The organism is Ruegeria sp. CDSC051 (genome assembly GCF_059610665.1).
In genome coordinates this window covers 721,088-741,319 of record NZ_JBXWOC010000001.1, presented here as the reverse complement: position 1 = coordinate 741,319, position 20,232 = coordinate 721,088, and the positions used below count along the sequence as shown (strand labels likewise).

The window sequence follows — 20,232 nt, the reverse complement described above, 5'->3', positions numbered from 1 at the left end:
CCGCCTTCGAGTGCTCATTTAGGCATCGGTTTGATAACGATCAAGGCGTTTCAGTGTGATAGTCCGTCATGTCCGCTATGACGTTGACGCATAGCTATAGTTTCCCCATTTTCTTCAGGTGTTTACGCTGCGCGATGATCTCGTCCTGCACAAAATCGCGGAAGGCTGCCACGCGTTTGGAATGGCGTAACTCTTCGGGGTAGGCGAGATAAACAGGAACGTCAGCCGTTTCGATGTCTGAAAGTACCGGCAGCAGATGTGGGAAATCATGCGTGACATAATCGGGCAGCAAGCCAATTCCCAGATTGTGCAGTACGCCCTGCAAGACACCGAAATAGTTGTTCACTGTCAGCAACGACGCCGGGTTATAGGTCATCAGATGCCGTACCATTGCCGCACTGGCCCCTACTTGGGGGGCTGAGGGGGTCTGACAGATAAGTCGATGGCTCGAGATTTCTTCGAGGGAGGCAGGTTGACCGCTTTCCTTTAGATATTCCGGGGTAGCATAAAGCAGCATCTGTACTGTCATCAGGCGCTTGCGCACCAGATCAGCCTGGCTAGGCTCTTTCATACGGATGGCGACATCGGCCTCGCGCATTGGCAGGTCAAGAACGCGTTCCTCAAGCATGAGGTCGATATTTAGGTCCGGGTATTGTTCATACAGCTTTGGCAACCTCGGAGCGAGCCATAGGGTCCCAAAGCCAAATGTGGTTGTGACCCGGAGCACACCAAAGACTTCTTCTTCGCTGTCTCGTATGCGCGCCGCTGCCGCGTCCAGTCGCTTGGACATTGCCGAGGTGGCGTCGAACAGCAGCTCACCCTGTTCGGTCAGAATCAGACCGCGGGCGTGACGATGGAACAACGTCGAATCAAGTGACTCTTCCAATGCCCGAATTTGTCTGCTGACTGCCGATTGAGATAGGTTCAGCTTATCGCCTGCATGTGTCAGGCTGCCCGCATCTGCAACCGCGTGAAATATCCTAAGCTTGTCCCAATCCATCGCCGCAACTTTCGTTATCCTGCCGAACGCCTATATGAAATAGGTGACAACTTCCACATTCAAACGGCGAAATCCTTGCGTTTCAGAGGATAAGCTCTAGGCAGGTCAGTTATTATGACCTAATATGGAAGCAGATGAAGCACACTGATCTGACGAGGGGAGGCGTTTGATGAGTAAGCCACAAATTTCTTTGAACGACCGTTTCGACTTAAGCAAAAACACGGTTTTATTGAACGGCACTCAGGCGCTTGTGCGCCTTATGCTGATGCAAAAGGCGCGCGATACGAAATCGGGTCTGAACACTGCAGGATTGGTGACGGGATACCGCGGATCGCCTCTTGGAGCGGTCGACCAGCAGATGATGCGCGCGCAGAAACAGCTGACAGAAAGCGATGTCACTTTTCAATACGGTCTGAATGAGGATCTTGCGGCAACCGCGCTTTGGGGCAGTCAGCAGGCAGGGTTAAGGGGAGACGGCAAGTTCGATGGCGTCTTTGGCCTGTGGTATGGAAAAGGACCTGGTGTAGATCGGTCAGGCGACGTGATGCGCCATGCCAATATGGCAGGGACGGCGGCGCATGGTGGCGTTCTGATGGCCATGGGGGATGATCACACGGGCGAAAGTTCGACCGTTCTGCATCAGTCCGAGTGGTCGTTGGTTGATATGTACATGCCAGTGGTCAGCCCGGCCGGAGTACAGGAGATACTCGACTACGGCGTTTACGGATTCGCGCTCAGCCGGTTCGCCGGTGTCTGGGTCGGCCTCAAGACCATGAAGGACACGATAGAGGTGACTTCGGTTGTTGATGGCAACCCCGATCGCATGAATGTCGTGGTGCCCGAGTTTGATATGCCCGAAGGAGGGCTGAACATCCGGCTTGGCGATACGCCTCATCTGCAGGAAGAGCGCATTATTGATTACAAGCGTTTTGCGGCTGAAACGTTTTCACGGGCCAACCGGATGGACAAACGTGTCTGGGGCAAACCCGGTGCAAAGATCGGACTGGTGGCCGCTGGCAAGAACTGGCTGGACCTCGCCCATGCGCTTTCCCTGCTGAATATTAATGAGGCCGAAGCCGAGCGCCTTGGCATCACGACCTATAAGGTCGGACAGACGTTCCCACTGGACATGGCCGGATTTCACGACTGGGCAGAGGGTCTGGACCTGATCGTAATCGTTGAGGAAAAACGCAAGCTGATCGAGGTTCAGGTCAAAGAAGCGATCTTCGACGACCGCCGTGGTCGACGAGTCTATGGCTGGTACAAGGGCGGTGCTGGGACGCTGCATCGGGAAGAGCTGTTTCCCACCCGCGGTGCCCTTGATCCGAACATGATCGCAGAAAAGCTGGGCGGTATCCTGATTGAAGAAGGCCGTGATACCGACGGGGTCCGCGCAGGTTTGACCAAGCTGACCGAAGCGCGCCGGGCGGACAATGCCGAGGAAATAGCCTCGCGCCTTCCGTATTTCTGTTCTGGATGCCCGCATAACAGTTCGACCAAGGTACCAGACGGAAGCCGGGCCTATGCGGGCATCGGATGCCATTACATGGTTCAGTGGATGGATCGAAGCACATTTGGCTTTACTCAGATGGGTGGCGAAGGGGCAAACTGGATCGGGGAAGAGCCGTTCTCGACCACCAATCATGTGTTCCAGAACCTCGGAGACGGCACCTATAACCATTCCGGTGTTCAGGCGATCCGGGCAGCTTTGTCGGCGGGTACGAACATCACCTTCAAGATTCTGTTCAACGATGCAGTCGCAATGACGGGCGGGCAGGGCAATGAGGGTGATCTGACCGCCGAAAGGATCGCGGCCGAGGTCAAGGCTATGGGCGTCACACATGTCGCGCTGGTCTATGACGAAAAAGAAGATGTAAACTTCAAAGCCTTACCCGCAGGAGTAGAGAGCTTTGAGCGTGCCGAACTGATGACTGTGCAAGAGAAATTCCGCACCTATGAGGGCGTCTCGGTCATCGTCTATGTCCAGACCTGTGCCGCTGAGAAACGCCGTCGCCGTAAACGCGGAACCTTTCCCGACCCGGACAAAAGGGTCTTTATCAATACGGATGTCTGTGAGGGCTGCGGTGACTGCGGCATCCAATCGAACTGTGTTTCGATTGTTCCCAAGGAAACCGAACTTGGCCGGAAGCGCGCGATTGACCAATCGAGCTGTAACAAGGATTTTTCGTGTCTGAGTGGGTTCTGCCCCTCCTTTGTAACGCTGGAAGGCGCGAAGATTCGCAAAGAAGCGACGACCGAACTTGATCTGCCCGATCTTCCGATGCCCGAGCTGCCTGAAATCATGGGCACACATAATGTTGTCATTACCGGCATCGGTGGGACCGGAGTTGTCACGCTCGGGGCGATTCTGGCACAGGCGGCCCAGATTGACGGCAAAGGCGCCGGAATGATGGAGATGGCAGGCTTGGCTCAGAAAGGCGGTGCGGTTCATATTCATTGCCGTATAGCCAACCGGCCAGATGATATCAGTGCAATACGTGTGGCAACGGGTGAAGCCGACACATTGATCGGTGGTGATTTGGTTGTTTCCGCCGGGGCCAAAACACTTGGCCTGACACGCTTGGGTCAGACCGGAGCGGTGGTCAACAGCCACGAAACCGTTACCGGCGATTTCACGCGCGACACTAAGTTTAGGATTCCTGGTGAGAGGCTGGAACTGGCGCTGCAAGCACGATTGAAAGAAGATGTTTCCCTGTTTGATGCCACTGAGCTTGCGCGCGCAGTGATGGGAGATTCAATCTATTCGAACATGATGGTTTTTGGGGCCGCATGGCAGCGCGGGCTGATACCCGTCAGCCTCGATGCGGTGATTGCAGCCATTGATCTGAACGGAACGGCGGTAGAACGCAATAAAAGAGCCTTTGAGATCGGTCGTTGGGCGGTTTTACACCCGGAAAAAGTCGATGAGATTCTACGGCCAAGTGTTTCCGACCTCCCGAAATCACCAGAGCAGGTCATCGCGTTCCGCGCAGATCATCTGACCCAGTATCAAAGCGCTCGTTTGGCGAAACGCTACCGCAAAATCGTTGACTCGTTTGAGGATGCAGAAATTCGTGATGCTGTCGCAAAAGGGTATCATAAGCTGTTGTCTTACAAAGACGAATACGAAGTGGCCCGGTTGTTACTGTCCAGTCGGGAGAAAGCCGCCGCTGAATTTGATGGCGAATTCAAAATGACATTCCACCTTGCCCCACCGCTGCTTGGTGGCAAAGGACCAGATGGCCGACCCCGCAAACGGAGTTTCGGCGAATGGATGCTGAAGCCGCTGAAATTCATGTCTCGGCTAAAAGTTCTTCGAGGTACTCCGCTGGATATCTTTGGCTATAGTGTCGAACGTCGAATGGAGCGTGAGCTGATCAAGCAATATGAGCGTGATCTCAGAGAGATCAATCCGCTGATTTCCATCCAAACAAAGGATGCCGTAATTTCGCTCGCTAAGTTGCCCTTGGATATCAAAGGTTTTGGACCCGTCCTTAAGGCGAATGAGGCGAGCGCCGCCAAACGCAGAGAGGAATTGTTGACCACGATACGGAACGGAGGACCTGAATTACAGGCCGCCGCCGAGTAATTCGTCACAACCGTGTCACGACAGCTAGGCAAAATTGTTACTTGCATTTAAAATGCAGGTACAAAACCGGAGACTTCCATGCCCTCGCGACGCCATGTTGCACGTGACATTTCTTATGCCTATTCCGCTGAAACCAAAAGCGGACGGATGGTCATCAAGCTTATGGAGAACACCACAGGCCGCCTGCGCCTTATCAGGCGTGCTGATGGGTACGAAAAAGACGTGGCCAACGGGCGAGATTTCTGGTCGGTCATGGTTGAGAGATACGGTTTGTCTCTGGATGTGGTTGGCGGGTCATTGTCTAATATTCCCCGTGATGGCCCTCTGATTCTGATTGCCAATCACCCATATGGAATTCTGGATGGGTTGATGATGGGGCACATGTTGTCCAGTACGCGTGGGGATTTTCGCATTCTGGCCAACCATGTGTTTCGTAAGGCAGAGGATCTGAATCGGGTCGTTCTGCCGATTTCATTCGACGATACAAAAGCTGCGATGAAGCAGAACCTGGAGACCCGCAAGAAAGCTTTGAACTATCTGGGCGAGGGCGGTGCGATTGGCATATTTCCCGGCGGTACCGTCAGCACAGGGGCAAAGCCTTTCTCGTACCCGATGGACCCGGGCTGGCGTGGCTTCACGGCGCGGATGGTTGCCAAATCAGACGCGACAGTTGTGCCGGTCTTTTTTGACGGTCATACCTCACGCCTGTTTCAGATCGCCAGCCATCTGCACAATACATTGCGCATGGGATTGCTGATCAAGGAATTCAAAAAACGCGTTGATACCCCGGTCCAAGTGGTGATCGGAGAGCCCATCGGCCGCGACGTTCTGGACCCGTTGGCCAAGGATACGCGCAAGATGATGGATTTCTTGCGCAAAGCAACGTATGAGCTGTCTCCAAAGCCACTAAAATCTTATGACTATGGCTATGAATTTGAGGAACGGCATCGCGCCTAAAGGGGCAAATGGCAGTAGGCATTTTTGATTCTGGTTTGGGCGGTCTGACCGTTCTGAACGCCGCGCAGAAACGTCTTCCCGACGTTGATTTCCTGTATTACGCGGACAGCGCACATGCGCCATACGGGGTGCGTGATGTAGAGAATATCTATGAGCTGACCCGGGGTGCGGTGAACGACCTCTGGAACCGGGGATGTGATCTAGTGATTCTGGCCTGCAATACGGCCAGCGCTGCTGCTTTGCGGCGGATGCAAGAAGAGGGCGTGCCTCAAGGCAAGCGCGTCTTGGGCGTTTTTGTTCCATTGATTGAAGCGCTGACTGAGCGGCAATGGGGCGACAACAGTCCGCCGCGTGAAGTCGCGGTCAAACATGTCGCTTTGTTTGCGACCCCGGCCACCGTATCCAGTCGCGCGTTTCAACGCGAATTGGCCTTTCGTGCGATTGGCGTAGATGTTGAGGCGCAGGCCTGCGGTGGGGTCGTTGATGCAATCGAGGAAGGCGACATGATCCTGGCCGAAGCGCTGGTGCGAAGCCATGTGGACGCCCTGAAACGCAAGATGCCAGAGCCTCAGGCCGCAATTCTGGGCTGTACGCACTATCCCTTAATGGCTGAGGCGTTTCAGAAGGCCTTAGGACCCGACGTTGAGGTGTTCAGCCAGGGTGATCTGGTTGCAGAAAGTCTGGCAGACTATTTGCAGCGGCACCCGAACATGCAGGGTGCGGCAAAGGGCGGTTATCTGACCACTGGTAAGCCAGGCGTTGTCAGTGATCGCGCCACCCAGTTCCTCCGACGACAAATTACTTTCGAGGCTGTCTGACTTTGGTCAAAGACGCGGCCTGAAAGAACCCGTAATCCCATGACCGTCACAGTGGCGGGCATGAACAGTGGCATACAGTTTCAAGAGGTCCAAGATGACCCACAAAATCGCAATTCTGGGCGCTTCGGGTTATACCGGCGCTGAACTGGTTCGGTTGATCGCCGAGCATCCGAATATGGAAATCGCTGCACTTTCTGCCGAGCGGAAAGCCGGACAGCCGATGGCGCAGGTATTTCCACATTTGCGGCACCTGGAATTACCGGTTCTTTGCAAGATTTCGGAAATCGACTTTTCAGGGATCGACCTGTGCTTTTGCGCGCTGCCACATAAAACCAGCCAGGAAGTTATCCGCGATCTGCCGAAGGACCTTAAAATCATCGACCTGTCCGCCGATTTCCGGCTACGCGACCCTGAGGAATATGAAAAATGGTATGGCAACCCTCATGCGGCTTTGGAGCAGCAGGAGGAGGCCGTTTACGGCCTGACCGAGTTTTATCGCAATCAAATTCGCACGGCCCGCTTGGTTGCCGGAACAGGCTGCAACGCCGCCACCGGACAATATGTTTTGCGCCCCTTGATTTCGGCTGGTGTCATTGATCTGGATGACATCATTCTGGACCTCAAATGCGCGGTGTCTGGTGCCGGGCGGTCGCTGAAAGAAAACCTGCTGCATGCCGAACTTAGCGAAGGGTATAACGCATATGCTGTTGGCGGTACGCATCGGCATTTGGGGGAATTCGATCAAGAATTTTCTGCCCTTGCAGGGCGCCCGGTCAATGTTCAGTTCACTCCGCATCTGGTTCCAGCAAACCGGGGTATCCTAGCCACTACATATGTCAAAGGTGACCCCACGAGCGTTTATGAAGCGCTCGTGAAAACCTATGAAAGCGAACCATTTATCCAGATTCTGCCATTTGGCGAAACACCCTCGACCCACCATGTGCGCGGCTCGAATTTCTGCCATATCGGCGTGGTCAGCGACCGGATCGAGAGGCGCGCCATTGTGATCGGAGCACTGGATAACCTGACAAAAGGTAGCAGTGGCCAAGCCTTGCAGAACGCTAACCTAATGTTAGGTGAAGCTGAAACTGCGGGTCTGATGATGGCCCCACTTTTCCCATGAGGAACAAATGAAAACGCTCAAGAAACGTCGTCGCGTTCAGATCATCCTTCTGTCAATCGTTGCTTTGGCAGTGTCTACGGCGTTGATCGGATACGCTATGCAGGACGGCATCAATTTCTTCCGCTCGCCCAGTGAAGTAATGGCAGAGCCGCCAAAACCGACTGAAGTATTCCGGATCGGTGGTCTGGTCGAAGAGGGTTCGATCGTGCGGGGGCAAGGGGAAACCGTGCGTTTTGTGGTGACGGACGGAGGCGAAAGTGTGCCGGTCACGTTTACTGGGGTTTTGCCTGATTTGTTCTCGGAAAACCAGGGTATGATTGGCACCGGAAGCTACGTAAACGGAGTCTTTGAAGCCTCAGAAATTCTTGCGAAACACGATGAGACCTATATGCCAAAAGAGGTTGTGGACGCGTTGAAAGAACAAGGTATTTACAAGGAGGCCGGCGAGAGCTGAGCCATAGGCTTTGAGATCGGAATTCGGGCGTTGCGTGGATCGACATGCAACGCCCTTTCTATTTTCGCTGTATTAACAGAATTGTCCGAGCGTCTGTCTGTCCCAAGTTGGAGAACAGTACATGCAGACGGTTCGGCAGATCGCGGAACAGATAGTTACGCGTGAAGGTGGTTTTGTCGATGACCCCGACGATCCGGGTGGAGCGACAAAATTCGGCGTAACAATCCATACCATGCGCAGATTGCAACTGGACCTGACGCAGGACGGGAACGTTGATGTATCCGATGTAAGGCGGCTGAGCCGGCCGCAGGCCGTTGAAATCTTTATCCGCCACTATTTCTCAAAACCACGATTACACCTACTGCCTAACATTCTGCAGCCATCTGTTTTCGACATGTACGTGAATTCAGGCGCTCAAGCTGTTAAAATTATGCAACATTTGCTGCGTGAAATGGGGTATCATGTCGTCGTAGATGGCGTTGTAGGCCCGCAGACGGCGCAGGCATGTAGTGCTGCGTCTGAACCGGACCCTGTCGCGCTGCGGGATGCCTATGGCGTTGCCAGGAGAAACTATTATTTCCGGATAGCGGAACGGCTTCCAGCCTCTCGCAAATATGCTCGGTCCCGGTCTGGGGCAAAAGGTGGCTGGATACGACGCGCTGAGGAATTCCTGTCACCGACCTATCATCTTAGCGACGCAGAGTTTCAAAGGAGGGTTTCCGAATGGGGCTGATCTCGGGAATATTTGCGTTCTTGTTTGGCGAGGGTCGAAATGTCGTGCGTGAAACAGCGGAAGTCTTTCGTGAAAATGCTGAGCATGGCGCTAAACGCGACCTGACGCGACAACAGGGAGTACTGGAACAGTATAGGGCTGAGTTCGAGCGGGCTCAAAAAGGTGCATTTGACCGTTTTATGGACGGGCTCAATCGGCTGCCGCGCCCCGCCATGGCCTTGGGAACATTGGGGCTGTTTATCGCCGCTATGGTAGATCCGCTTTGGTTTGCCGTTCGGATGCAGGGGATTGCGTTGGTGCCTGAGCCCTTGTGGTGGTTGTTGGGCGTGGTCGTCTCGTTCTATTTCGGCGCAAGACACCAGACCAAAGTGCAGGATCTGCAGCGTGAAATTTCGGCAACGATGACACGTACTCCGAAAGTTATGGAAAACATCGAAACACTGGCAGAGATGCGGGAACGTTTGGTCGGGGTCGCTGATACTGGGACAGATGCAGGCTTGGCCGATGAGGTCCTAAAACCCGATTTCAACCCTGCGCTCGAGGATTGGCGGCGGGGTCGGTCCGCCTGACCCGCGACACTATGTGCGTCCTGCAGAGGCGAAAGTGATTGGTGATTGTCCCTCAACAGGAATATATGCGGGACCATGATTACAGAACTTGGTCACTTCGCGCTGATACTCGCCTTTCTCGTCGCCATCGTTCAGACGGTCATTCCGCTGATAGGGGCTGCGAAACGGTGGACTGGCTGGATGTCCTTTGCAGAAACCGCCGCTATTGCACAGTTTCTGTTAGTCGCCTTCTCTTTCGCGGCGTTGGTCTGGGCTTTTACCACCTCTGATTTCTCATTGCGGATAGTAGTTGAAAACAGCCATTCCGCCAAACCGATGCTGTATAAAATCAGCGGCACGTGGGGCAACCACGAAGGGTCAATGTTGCTGTGGGTCCTGATCGTTGCAGTTTTCGGGGCCATGGCCGCTTTTTTTGGCGCAGGGTTACCTCCGACGCTCAAAGCGCGCGTGCTGGCGGTTCAGGCGGCCGTAGGGGTGGCGTTTTACGCTTTTATCCTGCTCACCTCGAACCCATTTGACCGTCTGATTATCGCGCCGTTCGATGGGCGGGATCTCAACCCATTGTTGCAAGATCCAGGCTTGGCATTCCACCCGCCGTTTCTGTATCTGGGCTATGTCGGCCTGAGCATGGCATTCAGCTTTGCAGTGGCCGCGCTGATCGAAGGGCGCGTGGATGCCTCTTGGGGGAGGTGGGTGCGTCCCTGGACGCTGGCCGCATGGATTTTTCTGACCATTGGGATCGCGCTTGGATCCTGGTGGGCCTACTACGAGCTGGGCTGGGGCGGGTTCTGGTTCTGGGATCCGGTCGAAAACGCTTCTTTCATGCCGTGGCTATTGGCGGCAGCCCTGTTGCATTCTGCTATCGTGGTCGAAAAGCGTGAAGCGCTGAAGAGCTGGACCATCCTTCTGGCGATCATCGCCTTTGGCTTTTCGCTGATCGGGACGTTCATTGTGCGATCGGGGCTTTTGACTTCGGTACATGCCTTTGCCAATGATCCTGAACGCGGCGTGTTTATCCTGATCATTCTTGTGGTCTTCATTGGCGGTGCGTTGACACTCTATGCGGCACGCGCGCAAGCGATGGAGGCCAAGGGCGTGTTTGGTATGGTCAGCCGCGAAAGCGCCCTGGTGTTGAACAATATTCTACTGGCGGTCAGCTGTTTCGTGGTGTTCTTCGGAACCTTGTGGCCGATGGTGGCCGAGATGGCATTTGATCGCAAACTCTCGGTCGGTGCGCCGTTCTTTAATGCGGCGTTCACACCGTTCATGGTTGCGCTGGGGATTGTATTACCGCTTGGTGCAATGCTTCCGTGGAAACGTGGAAAGCTTGGCAAGGCGGCGCATTCGTTGCGGTTCGCATTCCTTCTGGCGGTTGCGCTTGGCTTGCTCGTTTGGGTCATGCAGACCGGTCGCAGCGCATTGGGACCCGTGGGGCTGTTTCTGGGGGCCTGGATCACATTTGGCGCTATTGTGGACCTTTGGAGCCGTACTGGAAGAAAAAACAACCTGCAGCGTCTGTTCAGACTGCCCGGTGCCGATTGGGGCAAGGCTGCAGCCCATACCGGACTGGGGGTTACGATCTTTGCCATCGCCGGGCTGACCGCATGGGAGGTCGAGGATATCCGCGTTGCGCAGACGGGGCAGCCTTTCGAGGTTGGCCAGTTCACCCTGACACTTGAACAGGTTCGGAATGTCGAGGGGCCCAACTATTTCTCAACTACAGCCGATATAAAGGTCGAACAGGCCGGTCGAACAATCGCAACACTGCATCCGGAAAAACGCGACTACCCAGTTTCAAGGATGCCAACGACTGAGGCTGCGATCGACTATCGGTTTCTCAGGGATCTTTACGTCGTCATTGGAGATCAGCAGACAAATGGTGGCTGGGTCGTGCGGACTTATATCAAGCCTTTAGCGAATTGGATTTGGGGCGGGTGCCTACTGATGGCGCTCGGAGGCGTTCTTAGCCTGTGCGACAGGCGTTTTCGCGTTGCGGCAGGCGCGCGCAAGACGCCGACGCAGGGGGTTCCGGCGGAATGAAACGGTTTCTACTGATACTGCTTTTACTGGCAACGCCAAGCATGGCTGTCCAACCTGACGAGGTGCTTGATGATCCGATCCTGGAACAGAGGGCGCGGGATCTGAGTTCCGGCTTGCGCTGTCTGGTTTGCCGCAACGAAAGCATAGACGAAAGCAATGCAGGATTGGCCCGTGACTTGCGCCTGTTATTGCGCGAACGCCTGGTGGCCGGCGACACAGATGGAGAGGCGATTGACTTTATCGTTGATCGCTACGGCGAATATGTTTTGCTAAGGCCAACAACGTCAGGATCGAACATCCTTTTGTGGCTGGCCGGTCCGATCATGCTTTTGATCGCTGTGGCGACTGGTTTCAGCTTTTTACGCAAAAGATCGGCGGAACAGGACCGAAGGGAAGGTGACGGCCTCCTTAGCGACGCCGAGAAAGAACGATTACGCGAAATCCTCAAAGATTGACCTTCGGTTCACCTTTTCCTTCATTGGAAATTGAGGCAGGGTCGCAGGCGCAGCGAACCTTGGAGGGGTGGATGGAATACGAAGCGATCCTGTTGGACATTGCGGATGATCTAGCAGTGGTAACTCTGAACCGCCCAGAGAAGTTGAACGCAATGACCGCTCAGTTGCGGGCCGAAGTCACGCACGCGATGAAACACGCTGCCACCCATGCCCGCGCGATTGTTTTGACCGGTAAGGGAAACGCTTTTTGCTCGGGTCAGGATTTAGGTGATGCCTCAAGCACCGGGAAGATTGATCTTGAGCGCACGCTGCGCGACGAATACGAGCCCATGCTTGAAGCAATCTATAATTGCCCGGTTCCAACAATCGCCGCAGTAAATGGCGCTGCTGCGGGGGCAGGGGCCAATCTGGCGCTATGCGCGGATATCGTGATCGCGACGGAGAGTGCTTATTTCCTGCAGGCTTTTGCCCGTATCGGCCTGTTGCCCGACGCTGGAGGCACCTGGTTTATGCCGCGCCAGATGGGGTTCGCCAAAGCCATGGGCGCTGCTCTTTTTGCCGATAAGATCAGTGCTCGTCAGGCCGACGACTGGGGCCTGATCTGGGAAGCCGTTCCCGACGCGGAGTTCGAAGCGCATTGGCGCAAGCGGGCCATGTATCTGGCCAAAGGTCCAACCTCAGGGTTTGGCGCCATCAAAAAGGCTATTCGCGGCACCTATGAAAACACTCTGCCGCAACAGCTCGAGGCAGAGGCGCATCTGCAAGGTGAATGTGGCCGCAGCCGAGACTTTTCCGAAGGCGTCGTTGCCTTCATGCAAAAACGCCCCCCGAAATTCGAAGGGCGTTGAGGTTGTCAGGCGCGGCGGCGTTTACGCACGCGGCGTTCCGGAAGGGCAGACTCGCCAGTCCCGTCAGTTGCGGATGAGAACGGGCCCAGCGCGTCCGTGATCTGATCAAGGGTTGGGCGTATACCGGAGGGGGCAGCGTCAAGCGCAGCTCTCATGTGCCGCAGATGCTCGGGCATTGTGCCGCAACATCCGCCGATAATGCTTGCGCCGGCCTCTCGCGCCATGGTCGCATAATGAGCCATCAGTTCCGGCGTGCCGTCATAATGAATATGTCCATCCACATATTTCGGAATACCGGCATTACCTTTTGATATCAGCGGCCGTTCCGTACCTTGTGCGACAAATCCAAGGACAGTGCGCAGAATATCAGACGCGCCAGTCCCGCAATTTGCGCCAAAGGCAACCGGCGGGTTAGGGAGCGTTTCAACCAACTGAGCAAAGTCGGCGGATGTGACACCCATCATGGTGCGGCCAGCCGTGTCAAAGCTCATCGTGCCACACCAAGGCATATCAACCAGCGCAAAGGCTTCTGCCGCGGCCCTGAACTCTTCTGGGGCGCTGATGGTTTCGACCCAAAGAACATCGACACCGCCGTCCTTCAATGCCTGCGCCTGTTCGTGGAACATTTCCACGGCATCGGCATGGGACAGGGCGCCAACAGGCTGCATGATCTCGCCGGTTGGTCCGACCGATCCCGCGACGATAACCGGACGGTTGGCTTTGTCAGCAACCTCACGGCCAAGTTCTGCGCCTGCGCGGTTCAGTTCAGCGACCCGGTTCTGAGCCTCGTGCAGTTTGAGACGCGCAGATGTCCCGCCGAATGTGTTGGTCAGGAAAAGGTCGCTGCCTGCGTCCACCGAACCCTGATAAAGCGCGCGGATTTTTTCCGGCGCATCCACGTTCCAAAGCTCGGGAGCATCGCCCGACTGCAGGCCCATGTTGAATAGGTTTGTACCTGTTGCTCCATCCGCCAAAAGAGTCGTGTTGGAGTCCAGAAGTTTGCTGAGCGCATTTGTCATAAGAATATTCCGAAACTGGCGAGCCGCGCTAAAAATGCGAGACGCCCCGTGTCTCATGACCGGGGCGTCAAATCAAATTCATAAATCTCATGAAGATCATGAATATTGCGGGGAGACCTTAGTTGGTTTCGTTGAGAACCTGTGCTTTGGCCTCGACCAGAAACTCGGCCATTTTTGCGCGGATATCGTCATCCGAAGACAGATCCCCGAGATCGCCGGAAACTTTGCGCACGACATCCTCGTGCCCGGTTTCTTCCAGGTCTGAAATCACAACGGATTTTGCGTATTCATCGGCTTCATTACCGGTTTTGCCCAGTTTTTCGGCCGCCCAAAGGCCAAGCAGTTTGTTGCAACGCGCCTGTGCTTTGAACTGCATTTCTTCATCATGGGCGAATTTTGCTTCGAATGCATTTTCGCGCTCGTCAAACGTAGTCATCAGTTGGACCCCTTGGGTTGGTAGTTCTTTCCTTAATGATATGACGATACGACGATCCGGGTGCAAGGTATTTGCGCTGCGTCAAAGCCTCTCGGTCCTCGGAACTTGCGGGAAGGTGGGGGTTGGACTAAGAGAGCGCCAAGGCGAAGGAACTTTTTCCCTCGCGACAGTCTGGAAAGGTCGCTCATGGCGCGTCGCAAGAAAATTTACGAAGGTAAGGCCAAGATTTTGTATGAAGGCCCTGAACCGGGTACAATCGTGCAGTATTTCAAGGATGACGCCACCGCCTTCAACGCTGAAAAGAAGGACGTAATCGACGGGAAAGGTGTGCTGAACAACCGCCTGAGCGAATACTTCATGAACGGGTTGAATCAAATCGGTGTGCCGACCCATTTCATCCGTCGCCTGAACATGCGCGAACAGTTGGTCCGCAACTGCGAAATCGTACCGCTTGAAGTTATTGTTCGCAATTTCGCGGCTGGCACGATGTCCAAACGCCTTGGCATTGCCGAGGGGACACAGCTGCCGCGCCCGATAGTAGAATACTGCTACAAGGACGATGCGTTGGGTGATCCTCTTGTCACCGAAGAACATATCGCCGCCTTTGGCTGGGCCAGCCAGCAGGACATGGAAGACATTCTTAGCCTAGCATTGCGGGTGAATGATTTCATGAGCGGTGTGATGCTGGCGGTTGGCATTCGTCTGGTCGATTTCAAAATTGAAATCGGTCGCGTCTATGAAGGTGACTTCCAGCGCCTGATCATAGCGGATGAAATCAGCCCAGACAGCTGCCGTCTTTGGGATATCGAAACCGGCCAGAAGCTGGACAAGGACGTGTTCCGCCGCGACCTGGGCAGCCTGACCGACGCCTACTCGGAAGTTGCGCGTCGCCTAGGTGTTCTGCCGAAAAGCAATGTGACCAAACCGACCCTGATCAACTGATCGAAAGCCGAAGAACAATGCAAAAACGCCGCCAATACCGGGCGGCGTTTTTTAATTGAGATCGGGTATTTGACAGGGCCGCAGCTTGTCCGGCATTGTCTGTTGAACAAGCGTAATCGGGTGAAAAAAAATGGCCGAGCTATTTGATCAGGCAGTATTTTTAAAGTTCCTCGCTGCGCTGCTGGCGATCTTCAACCCGCTATACGGCATCCCGATCTTCCTCAGCATGACCGAGGGGTACAGCCCGCCAGAACGTAAACGCGTTGCAATGGTTGTGACAGCCACGGTGGTGATTGTATCACTGATTTCGGTACTGATCGGCGAAGAAATTCTGGCGCTTTTCGGTATCGACATTCCGTCTTTTCGCATCGCTGGTGGGTTGATCATTCTTGGGGTTGGCATGTCGATGCTGAACGCGTCTGACCGGTCAGAAAGCGATCAGAAAGCCGTTAAATATGGCGCGCAGAAGAAGAACATTGCGGTTGTTCCCCTGGCTATCCCGTTGACGATTGGGCCCGGCACTATCGCGACAACCATTGTGTTCGCGCATAGTTTGCCCGACGGCGCCGAGGTAGTAACGTTGGGGGCGGCCGTTTTGATTGCCTGCGCTATTGTCGGGCTGGGATTGTTATTCGCTGACCCTATTTCCAGGTTCTTTGGGCCGACAATGATCAATGTGATCACCCGTGTTATGGCCATCATTTTGGTTGCCGTAGCGGTTGAAATGGTTCTGACAGGGACCTTCAACGCAATAGATACGCATTATCCCGCGCTAAAGGGTTCCGGGTAGGTGCTGACAAGGGTTGTCGAACGCCGACAGTCGCGCTATCCCCGCGCACAACGGAACGGGCCTCAATTACCGGCCCTCAGCTGGAGTTGCAGTAAATGAAAGCACGTGTGCATGTGATGCTGAAAACCGGGGTACTTGACCCGCAGGGTGAAGCGGTGCGCCACGCATTGGGTGCCATGGGTTTTGATCAGGTCGAAGGCGTCCGTCAGGGCAAGGTGATTGATCTTGAACTCGCCGAGGGTGCGACGGAATCGGACGTCACCGAGATGTGCGAAAAACTGTTGGCTAACACGGTCATCGAACGCTACGAGATCGAACTGGTCTGAACCGCTTGCAGGAGGGCTAGCCATGCGCGCAGCTGTCATCGTTTTCCCCGGTTCCAACTGTGATCGGGATCTTGCCGTTGCCTTTGAACAGGCCGGATTCCAGGTAGACATGGTCTGGCATAAAGATGCCGCTCTGCCCAAGGGCTTGGACATTGTCGGTGTCCCCGGCGGGTTTTCTTATGGAGACTACCTGCGCTGCGGAGCGATTGCCGCACAATCCCCGATCTGCAAGGCCGTGGTGGACCACACCGAACGGGGTGGGTATGCGGTTGGTATCTGTAACGGTTTTCAGATCCTGACCGAAACGGGCATTCTGCCCGGCGCTCTGCTGCGCAATGCGAACCTGAAATATATCTGTCGTACCGTAGGCCTGAAGGTCGCAACCAGCGACAGCGCCTTTACCCAAGGCTATAACGCTGGCGATGTGATCGGCATTCCGATTGCGCATCATGATGGAAACTATTTCGCGGATGAGGCTACATTGTCCGCGCTCAGGGATCACGACCGGATCGCATTCACCTATACCGAGAATCCGAACGGCTCGGTTGGCGACATTGCGGGCATTCTGTCTGAAAACCGCCGTGTTCTTGGTATGATGCCGCATCCCGAACGAGCGGCAGACGAAGGGCATGGTGGCACCGATGGAACGGCATTGTTTCGCGCATTGTCGGGCATTGTCGCACCTGCGTGACTTGAGCTTGCATCTTAGCCCGCGTAACTTTCGGGGATGAGTTCCGACACACGCTCTACCTGGTCTGCACTGTTCAAACCGCTCCGCGCTGCGCCTCTTGGCTGGCCTTTGCGCGCGGCTGTTCTGGTGCTTTTGCTGGCAACGGTTGCGACGATATGGATAACCAACAGTCTGCTGACGGATCGGTTTACTGAATCCACGCGAAACCGGGCCGAGCTGCGCCTTGCGCTGTATTCCGGAAACCTGCTGAGCGAGCTGCGCAGAAATGCGATTGTACCGCAGCTGCTGGCGCGGGATCCGACGCTGATCTCGGCGTTGCAATCCAGCGATTTTACACTGTCTACGCAGCGACTTATTTCTTTTGTCGAAGAGATAGGCGCCGCATCCTTGATGCTTTTGGATCGGGATGGCCGATCTGTTGCCGCAACTGATCGCAACCGGTTGGGCGAGACGCACAGAAACGCGCCGTATTTTGTAGATTCCATTCGGTCAAACTCGACCATCTTCACCGTGATTGAAAAGGAATCCGGTGGTTACAGCTTTATCTATTCGCGCCGGATGGAGGCCTCGTCGGACATCCTTGGTGTCATCGTTGTCGAGGTTGATCTGCAGAAATTCGAACGCGCCTGGGCAGGGATCTCCGATGCTGTTCTGGTCGCTGACAGTACGGGCACCATTATTCTGTCGACTGAACCGCAATGGCGCGGAGTAGAGGAGGGGGCCGCCATGCTGCGGCAGCCGCCGCAAAGTGCCATCCAGCGCGCTATCAGGGCCACGACCGATTGGACGGCTCTGCCCCCTGACGCCTATTTACAGGGCGAGGCGGTGATCCGCATGGAGACACGCATTCCATTCCGCGGCTGGACCATGACCTCGTTCACGACCTACGCCTCGATCCGTGAGAAGGTAAACAGCGTTCTTGCATTGGAAATCATGGGTTTTGCGATTCTGTTGGCGCTTGCCTTCTATGCGCTCAGCCGTAGGGCCACGTTCAGAATGGCCTTGTTCCAGCGCGAGTCGGCAGAGCTTCGCGCATTGAACGCAAGGCTACAGCGGGAAATCGCTGAGAGGGAACGGGTTGAAAAGACGCTGGAAGTAGCCGAGCAGACGCTGGCCCAAAGCTCGAAACTCGCGGCCCTGGGCGAGATGTCTGCGGCCGTCAGCCACGAGCTGAATCAACCTTTGGCTGCAATGAAGACCTATCTTGCCGGCGCGCGATTGCTGCTGCGGCGGAACCGCCCCGAAGAGGCGCTGGCCAGCTTTGGCCGCATCGACGGCCTGATTGAACGGATGGGCGCAATAACACGCCAGCTCAAGTCCTATGCCCGCAAGGGTGCGGATGCGTTTTCACCAGTTAACCTTAGCGAAGCGCTCGCTTCATCCCTCTCAATGATGGAGCCGCAACTGCGTCAGAGGCACGTCAAGATTACGCAGATACTACCGGAAGAAACCGTACTGGTCATGGGCGACCGCATGCGGATCGAACAGGTGATGGTGAACCTCTTGCGTAATGCCTTGGACGCCACCAAGTCTGTATCGGAACCGGATGTTGAAATCATACTGGCCGCGGGTGACCAGGCGGTGCTGACTGTACGCGATAATGGCTATGGGATTGAAGACATCGAAAACCTGTTTGAGCCGTTCTACACGACCAAACAACCCGGCGATGGAGTCGGTCTGGGGCTTGCCATCTCATCCGGTATCGTGAACGACCATGGGGGACGGCTGACCGCGCGCAACAGCCAGCACGGTGGCGCGGTGTTTGAGATGCAACTGCCGATACTTGGAAGCGATGGCCTTGAGGCCGCTGAATAACGAGGAATGAATATGGCACAGGCCATGAAAATCGCCATTGTTGATGACGAACAGGACATGCGCCAGTCGATCAGCCAATGGCTGGCACTGTCGGGTTATGACACTGAAACCTTTTCCAGTGCCGAGGATGCACTGAAAGTTCTGGGTCCGGATTATCCGGGTATCGTCATATCGGACATCAAGATGCCTGGTATGGACGGTATCCAGCTGTTGAAAAAGCTGATGGGCGCGGACAGCACCTTGCCGGTGATCATGATCACAGGCCACGGTGACGTGCCAATGGCGGTTGAGGCCATGCGCGTTGGCGCGTTTGATTTCCTGGAAAAGCCGTTTAACCCTGATCGGATGTCCGAACTGGCCAAACGTGCCAGCAACGCCCGCCGGTTGACGCTGGACAACCGGGCCCTGCGCCGCGAGCTGTCCGGTGGCACTCAGATCATGAACAAGCTTATCGGTGCCAGCCCCGTGATGGAGCGCCTGCGTGAGGATATTCTGGATCTGGGGCAGGCCGACGGTCATGTTCTGATCGACGGAGAGACCGGCACCGGCAAAACTCTGGTCGCACATGCGTTGCATGCCGTTGGCAGCCGCGCCGGCAAGAAATTTGTCCTGGTTTCCTGTGCCGCGCTTGAGGAAGAGGCGTTGGGGAAGCGTCTGTTCGGCCCGATGATGCCCGAAGACAGCCAACTGCCCGCGATTGAAGAAGCCCGGGGTGGAACCCTGGTTCTGGAGGATGTCGAGGCGCTCAGCGATACGCTTCAGGCGAAACTGCTGAGTGTCATGAACGATCAGGGCACGCCTGCTGAAACCCGCATCGTCGCCATTTCCAACCTTCAGGAAGCTGGGAAAACCAGCGAGGACGTTCTGCGCCCCGATCTTTTCTACCGGCTTGCAGCGTTGCGGATCACAATGCCGCCGCTGCGTCAGCGCGGCGAAGACATTCTGACCCTGTTCACACGGCTGAGCGAGCAATTCGCCGAAGAATACGGCTGCGATGCACCTCAGGTCAGTGCGCAAGAGGCGGCTCAGCTTTTGCAAGCGCCGTGGCCCGGAAACGTACGGCAGCTGATAAACATCGCGGAACGTGCCGTGCTGCAATCTCGTCGCGGATCGGGGACGATCGCGTCCCTGTTGATGTCTGATCACGAAGAAATGCAGCCCGTGATGACGACCGAAGGCAAGCCGCTCAAGGAATATGTCGAGGCATTCGAGCGGATGCTGATCGACAATACCATGCGGCGGCATAAGGGGTCGATTGCCTCGGTTATGGATGAACTATGCCTGCCGCGTCGGACATTGAATGAGAAGATGGCCAAATATGGCCTGCAACGTTCCGATTACCTGTGACGGGCTTGAGGCGATGCCTTTGTCGCCCTTTGGGTGATACCAAGTAATGTTTTTAGCTGGATAACGAGATCCCGACCGGTGGTCGGGGTCTTCAATGCAGTTTGCCCATTGTCTTTTCCACAGGACTGCTTTTATTGTAACCAGACGGGCCGGGCGGATTTGACGCCGAAAAGTCCCGATCTTTGAGATTCGCTGCAACGCCACTGGTGGAGACCAGGTCCCACACTGGCCAAGCAGACCGATTGTGCCCCTTAACGGGGTGATTGAACGCCTGAGCCCG

At 55.4% G+C, this 20,232-nt stretch carries 19 protein-coding genes; 16 read left to right on the top strand and 3 right to left on the bottom strand.

Going from position 1 to position 20,232, the window contains the following annotated elements; translation table 11 throughout:
• Positions 1–94: 94 nt before the first annotated feature.
• Positions 95–1,000: a LysR family transcriptional regulator gene (locus AC2FH0_RS03815; protein ID WP_142633997.1), complete on the bottom strand. Its 906-nt coding sequence runs from the start codon at positions 998–1,000 to the stop codon at positions 95–97.
• Positions 1,001–1,169: 169 nt separating this feature from the next.
• Here AC2FH0_RS03815 and AC2FH0_RS03810 point away from each other — a divergent pair, with 169 nt between their 5' ends.
• The 10 genes from AC2FH0_RS03810 (at position 1,170) to AC2FH0_RS03765 (ending at position 12,586) form a co-directional block, all read left to right on the top strand.
• On the top strand, positions 1,170–4,589 hold the full coding sequence (locus tag AC2FH0_RS03810; protein WP_496788616.1) for an indolepyruvate ferredoxin oxidoreductase family protein: 3,420 nt from the start codon (positions 1,170–1,172) through the stop codon (positions 4,587–4,589).
• A gap of 78 nt (positions 4,590–4,667) precedes the next feature.
• The gene (locus AC2FH0_RS03805; protein WP_271946941.1) at positions 4,668–5,546 is read left to right on the top strand and encodes a lysophospholipid acyltransferase family protein; all 879 of its coding nucleotides are present in this window, start codon (positions 4,668–4,670) and stop codon (positions 5,544–5,546) included.
• Positions 5,547–5,554: 8 nt separating this feature from the next.
• On the top strand, positions 5,555–6,364 hold the full coding sequence (murI, locus tag AC2FH0_RS03800; protein WP_271946944.1) for a glutamate racemase: 810 nt from the start codon (positions 5,555–5,557) through the stop codon (positions 6,362–6,364).
• Between the two features lie 94 nt (positions 6,365–6,458).
• Complete coding sequence (argC, locus tag AC2FH0_RS03795; protein WP_496700241.1) at positions 6,459–7,487, top strand: N-acetyl-gamma-glutamyl-phosphate reductase; 1,029 nt, start codon at positions 6,459–6,461, stop codon at positions 7,485–7,487.
• 7 nt (positions 7,488–7,494) lie between these two features.
• The gene (gene ccmE, locus AC2FH0_RS03790; RefSeq protein ID WP_142633987.1) at positions 7,495–7,941 is read left to right on the top strand and encodes a cytochrome c maturation protein CcmE; all 447 of its coding nucleotides are present in this window, start codon (positions 7,495–7,497) and stop codon (positions 7,939–7,941) included.
• 121 nt (positions 7,942–8,062) lie between these two features.
• Positions 8,063–8,674, top strand: coding sequence for a holin-associated N-acetylmuramidase (locus AC2FH0_RS03785; protein ID WP_496788614.1), 612 nt, complete (start codon positions 8,063–8,065; stop codon positions 8,672–8,674).
• Positions 8,665–9,243, top strand: coding sequence for a holin family protein (locus AC2FH0_RS03780; RefSeq protein WP_496788613.1), 579 nt, complete (start codon positions 8,665–8,667; stop codon positions 9,241–9,243). Before AC2FH0_RS03785 ends, AC2FH0_RS03780 begins: the two co-directional genes overlap by 10 nt.
• Before the next feature lie 75 nt (positions 9,244–9,318).
• Positions 9,319–11,283 carry a heme lyase CcmF/NrfE family subunit gene (locus tag AC2FH0_RS03775; protein WP_496788612.1) on the top strand — a complete coding sequence of 655 codons (1,965 nt, stop codon included), beginning with the start codon at positions 9,319–9,321 and terminating at the stop codon, positions 11,281–11,283.
• On the top strand, positions 11,280–11,738 hold the full coding sequence (locus AC2FH0_RS03770) for a cytochrome c-type biogenesis protein (RefSeq protein ID WP_496788611.1): 459 nt from the start codon (positions 11,280–11,282) through the stop codon (positions 11,736–11,738). Before AC2FH0_RS03775 ends, AC2FH0_RS03770 begins: the two co-directional genes overlap by 4 nt.
• Before the next feature lie 71 nt (positions 11,739–11,809).
• The gene (locus AC2FH0_RS03765; protein ID WP_142633977.1) at positions 11,810–12,586 is read left to right on the top strand and encodes an enoyl-CoA hydratase-related protein; all 777 of its coding nucleotides are present in this window, start codon (positions 11,810–11,812) and stop codon (positions 12,584–12,586) included.
• A gap of 5 nt (positions 12,587–12,591) precedes the next feature.
• Here AC2FH0_RS03765 and bmt read toward each other — a convergent pair whose 3' ends face one another.
• Both bmt and AC2FH0_RS03755 read right to left on the bottom strand, forming a co-directional pair.
• Positions 12,592–13,605, bottom strand: a complete 1,014-nt coding sequence (bmt, locus tag AC2FH0_RS03760) for a betaine--homocysteine S-methyltransferase (RefSeq protein ID WP_496788609.1) — start codon at positions 13,603–13,605, stop codon at positions 12,592–12,594.
• A 118-nt stretch (positions 13,606–13,723) separates the two neighbouring features.
• Entirely contained in the window at positions 13,724–14,041 is a 318-nt protein-coding gene (locus AC2FH0_RS03755; RefSeq protein WP_142633973.1) for a DUF1476 domain-containing protein, read from the bottom strand.
• Positions 14,042–14,227: 186 nt separating this feature from the next.
• Here AC2FH0_RS03755 and purC point away from each other — a divergent pair, with 186 nt between their 5' ends.
• From purC to AC2FH0_RS03725, 6 genes are all read left to right on the top strand, one after another.
• A complete protein-coding gene (gene purC / locus AC2FH0_RS03750) occupies positions 14,228–14,983 on the top strand; it encodes a phosphoribosylaminoimidazolesuccinocarboxamide synthase (RefSeq protein WP_496708419.1) in 756 nt (251 codons plus the stop codon).
• Positions 14,984–15,113: 130 nt separating this feature from the next.
• Positions 15,114–15,773, top strand: a complete 660-nt coding sequence (locus tag AC2FH0_RS03745) for a MarC family protein (RefSeq protein WP_496691286.1) — start codon at positions 15,114–15,116, stop codon at positions 15,771–15,773.
• A 95-nt stretch (positions 15,774–15,868) separates the two neighbouring features.
• Entirely contained in the window at positions 15,869–16,099 is a 231-nt protein-coding gene (gene purS, locus AC2FH0_RS03740) for a phosphoribosylformylglycinamidine synthase subunit PurS (RefSeq protein WP_142633967.1), read from the top strand.
• A gap of 22 nt (positions 16,100–16,121) precedes the next feature.
• A complete protein-coding gene (gene purQ / locus AC2FH0_RS03735) occupies positions 16,122–16,790 on the top strand; it encodes a phosphoribosylformylglycinamidine synthase subunit PurQ (protein WP_496748984.1) in 669 nt (222 codons plus the stop codon).
• A 36-nt stretch (positions 16,791–16,826) separates the two neighbouring features.
• Positions 16,827–18,605: a sensor histidine kinase gene (locus AC2FH0_RS03730; RefSeq protein ID WP_496788608.1), complete on the top strand. Its 1,779-nt coding sequence runs from the start codon at positions 16,827–16,829 to the stop codon at positions 18,603–18,605.
• A 12-nt stretch (positions 18,606–18,617) separates the two neighbouring features.
• Positions 18,618–19,952: a sigma-54-dependent transcriptional regulator gene (locus tag AC2FH0_RS03725; protein WP_142633961.1), complete on the top strand. Its 1,335-nt coding sequence runs from the start codon at positions 18,618–18,620 to the stop codon at positions 19,950–19,952.
• The last annotated feature ends 280 nt before the right edge of the window (positions 19,953–20,232 follow it).

What these genes read in the sequence shown, in the direction of transcription:
- AC2FH0_RS03815 (WP_142633997.1), bottom strand. Translation starts at nt 1,000, where the DNA reads ATGGATTGGGACAAGCTTAGGATATTTCACGCGGTTGCAGATGCGGGC.
- AC2FH0_RS03810 (WP_496788616.1), top strand. Translation starts at nt 1,170, where the DNA reads ATGAGTAAGCCACAAATTTCTTTGAACGACCGTTTCGACTTAAGCAAA.
- AC2FH0_RS03805 (WP_271946941.1), top strand. Translation starts at nt 4,668, where the DNA reads ATGCCCTCGCGACGCCATGTTGCACGTGACATTTCTTATGCCTATTCC.
- murI (WP_271946944.1), top strand. Translation starts at nt 5,555, where the DNA reads ATGGCAGTAGGCATTTTTGATTCTGGTTTGGGCGGTCTGACCGTTCTG.
- argC (WP_496700241.1), top strand. Translation starts at nt 6,459, where the DNA reads ATGACCCACAAAATCGCAATTCTGGGCGCTTCGGGTTATACCGGCGCT.
- ccmE (WP_142633987.1), top strand. Translation starts at nt 7,495, where the DNA reads ATGAAAACGCTCAAGAAACGTCGTCGCGTTCAGATCATCCTTCTGTCA.
- AC2FH0_RS03785 (WP_496788614.1), top strand. Translation starts at nt 8,063, where the DNA reads ATGCAGACGGTTCGGCAGATCGCGGAACAGATAGTTACGCGTGAAGGT.
- AC2FH0_RS03780 (WP_496788613.1), top strand. Translation starts at nt 8,665, where the DNA reads ATGGGGCTGATCTCGGGAATATTTGCGTTCTTGTTTGGCGAGGGTCGA.
- AC2FH0_RS03775 (WP_496788612.1), top strand. Translation starts at nt 9,319, where the DNA reads ATGATTACAGAACTTGGTCACTTCGCGCTGATACTCGCCTTTCTCGTC.
- AC2FH0_RS03770 (WP_496788611.1), top strand. Translation starts at nt 11,280, where the DNA reads ATGAAACGGTTTCTACTGATACTGCTTTTACTGGCAACGCCAAGCATG.
- AC2FH0_RS03765 (WP_142633977.1), top strand. Translation starts at nt 11,810, where the DNA reads ATGGAATACGAAGCGATCCTGTTGGACATTGCGGATGATCTAGCAGTG.
- bmt (WP_496788609.1), bottom strand. Translation starts at nt 13,605, where the DNA reads ATGACAAATGCGCTCAGCAAACTTCTGGACTCCAACACGACTCTTTTG.
- AC2FH0_RS03755 (WP_142633973.1), bottom strand. Translation starts at nt 14,041, where the DNA reads ATGACTACGTTTGACGAGCGCGAAAATGCATTCGAAGCAAAATTCGCC.
- purC (WP_496708419.1), top strand. Translation starts at nt 14,228, where the DNA reads ATGGCGCGTCGCAAGAAAATTTACGAAGGTAAGGCCAAGATTTTGTAT.
- AC2FH0_RS03745 (WP_496691286.1), top strand. Translation starts at nt 15,114, where the DNA reads ATGGCCGAGCTATTTGATCAGGCAGTATTTTTAAAGTTCCTCGCTGCG.
- purS (WP_142633967.1), top strand. Translation starts at nt 15,869, where the DNA reads ATGAAAGCACGTGTGCATGTGATGCTGAAAACCGGGGTACTTGACCCG.
- purQ (WP_496748984.1), top strand. Translation starts at nt 16,122, where the DNA reads ATGCGCGCAGCTGTCATCGTTTTCCCCGGTTCCAACTGTGATCGGGAT.
- AC2FH0_RS03730 (WP_496788608.1), top strand. Translation starts at nt 16,827, where the DNA reads ATGAGTTCCGACACACGCTCTACCTGGTCTGCACTGTTCAAACCGCTC.
- AC2FH0_RS03725 (WP_142633961.1), top strand. Translation starts at nt 18,618, where the DNA reads ATGGCACAGGCCATGAAAATCGCCATTGTTGATGACGAACAGGACATG.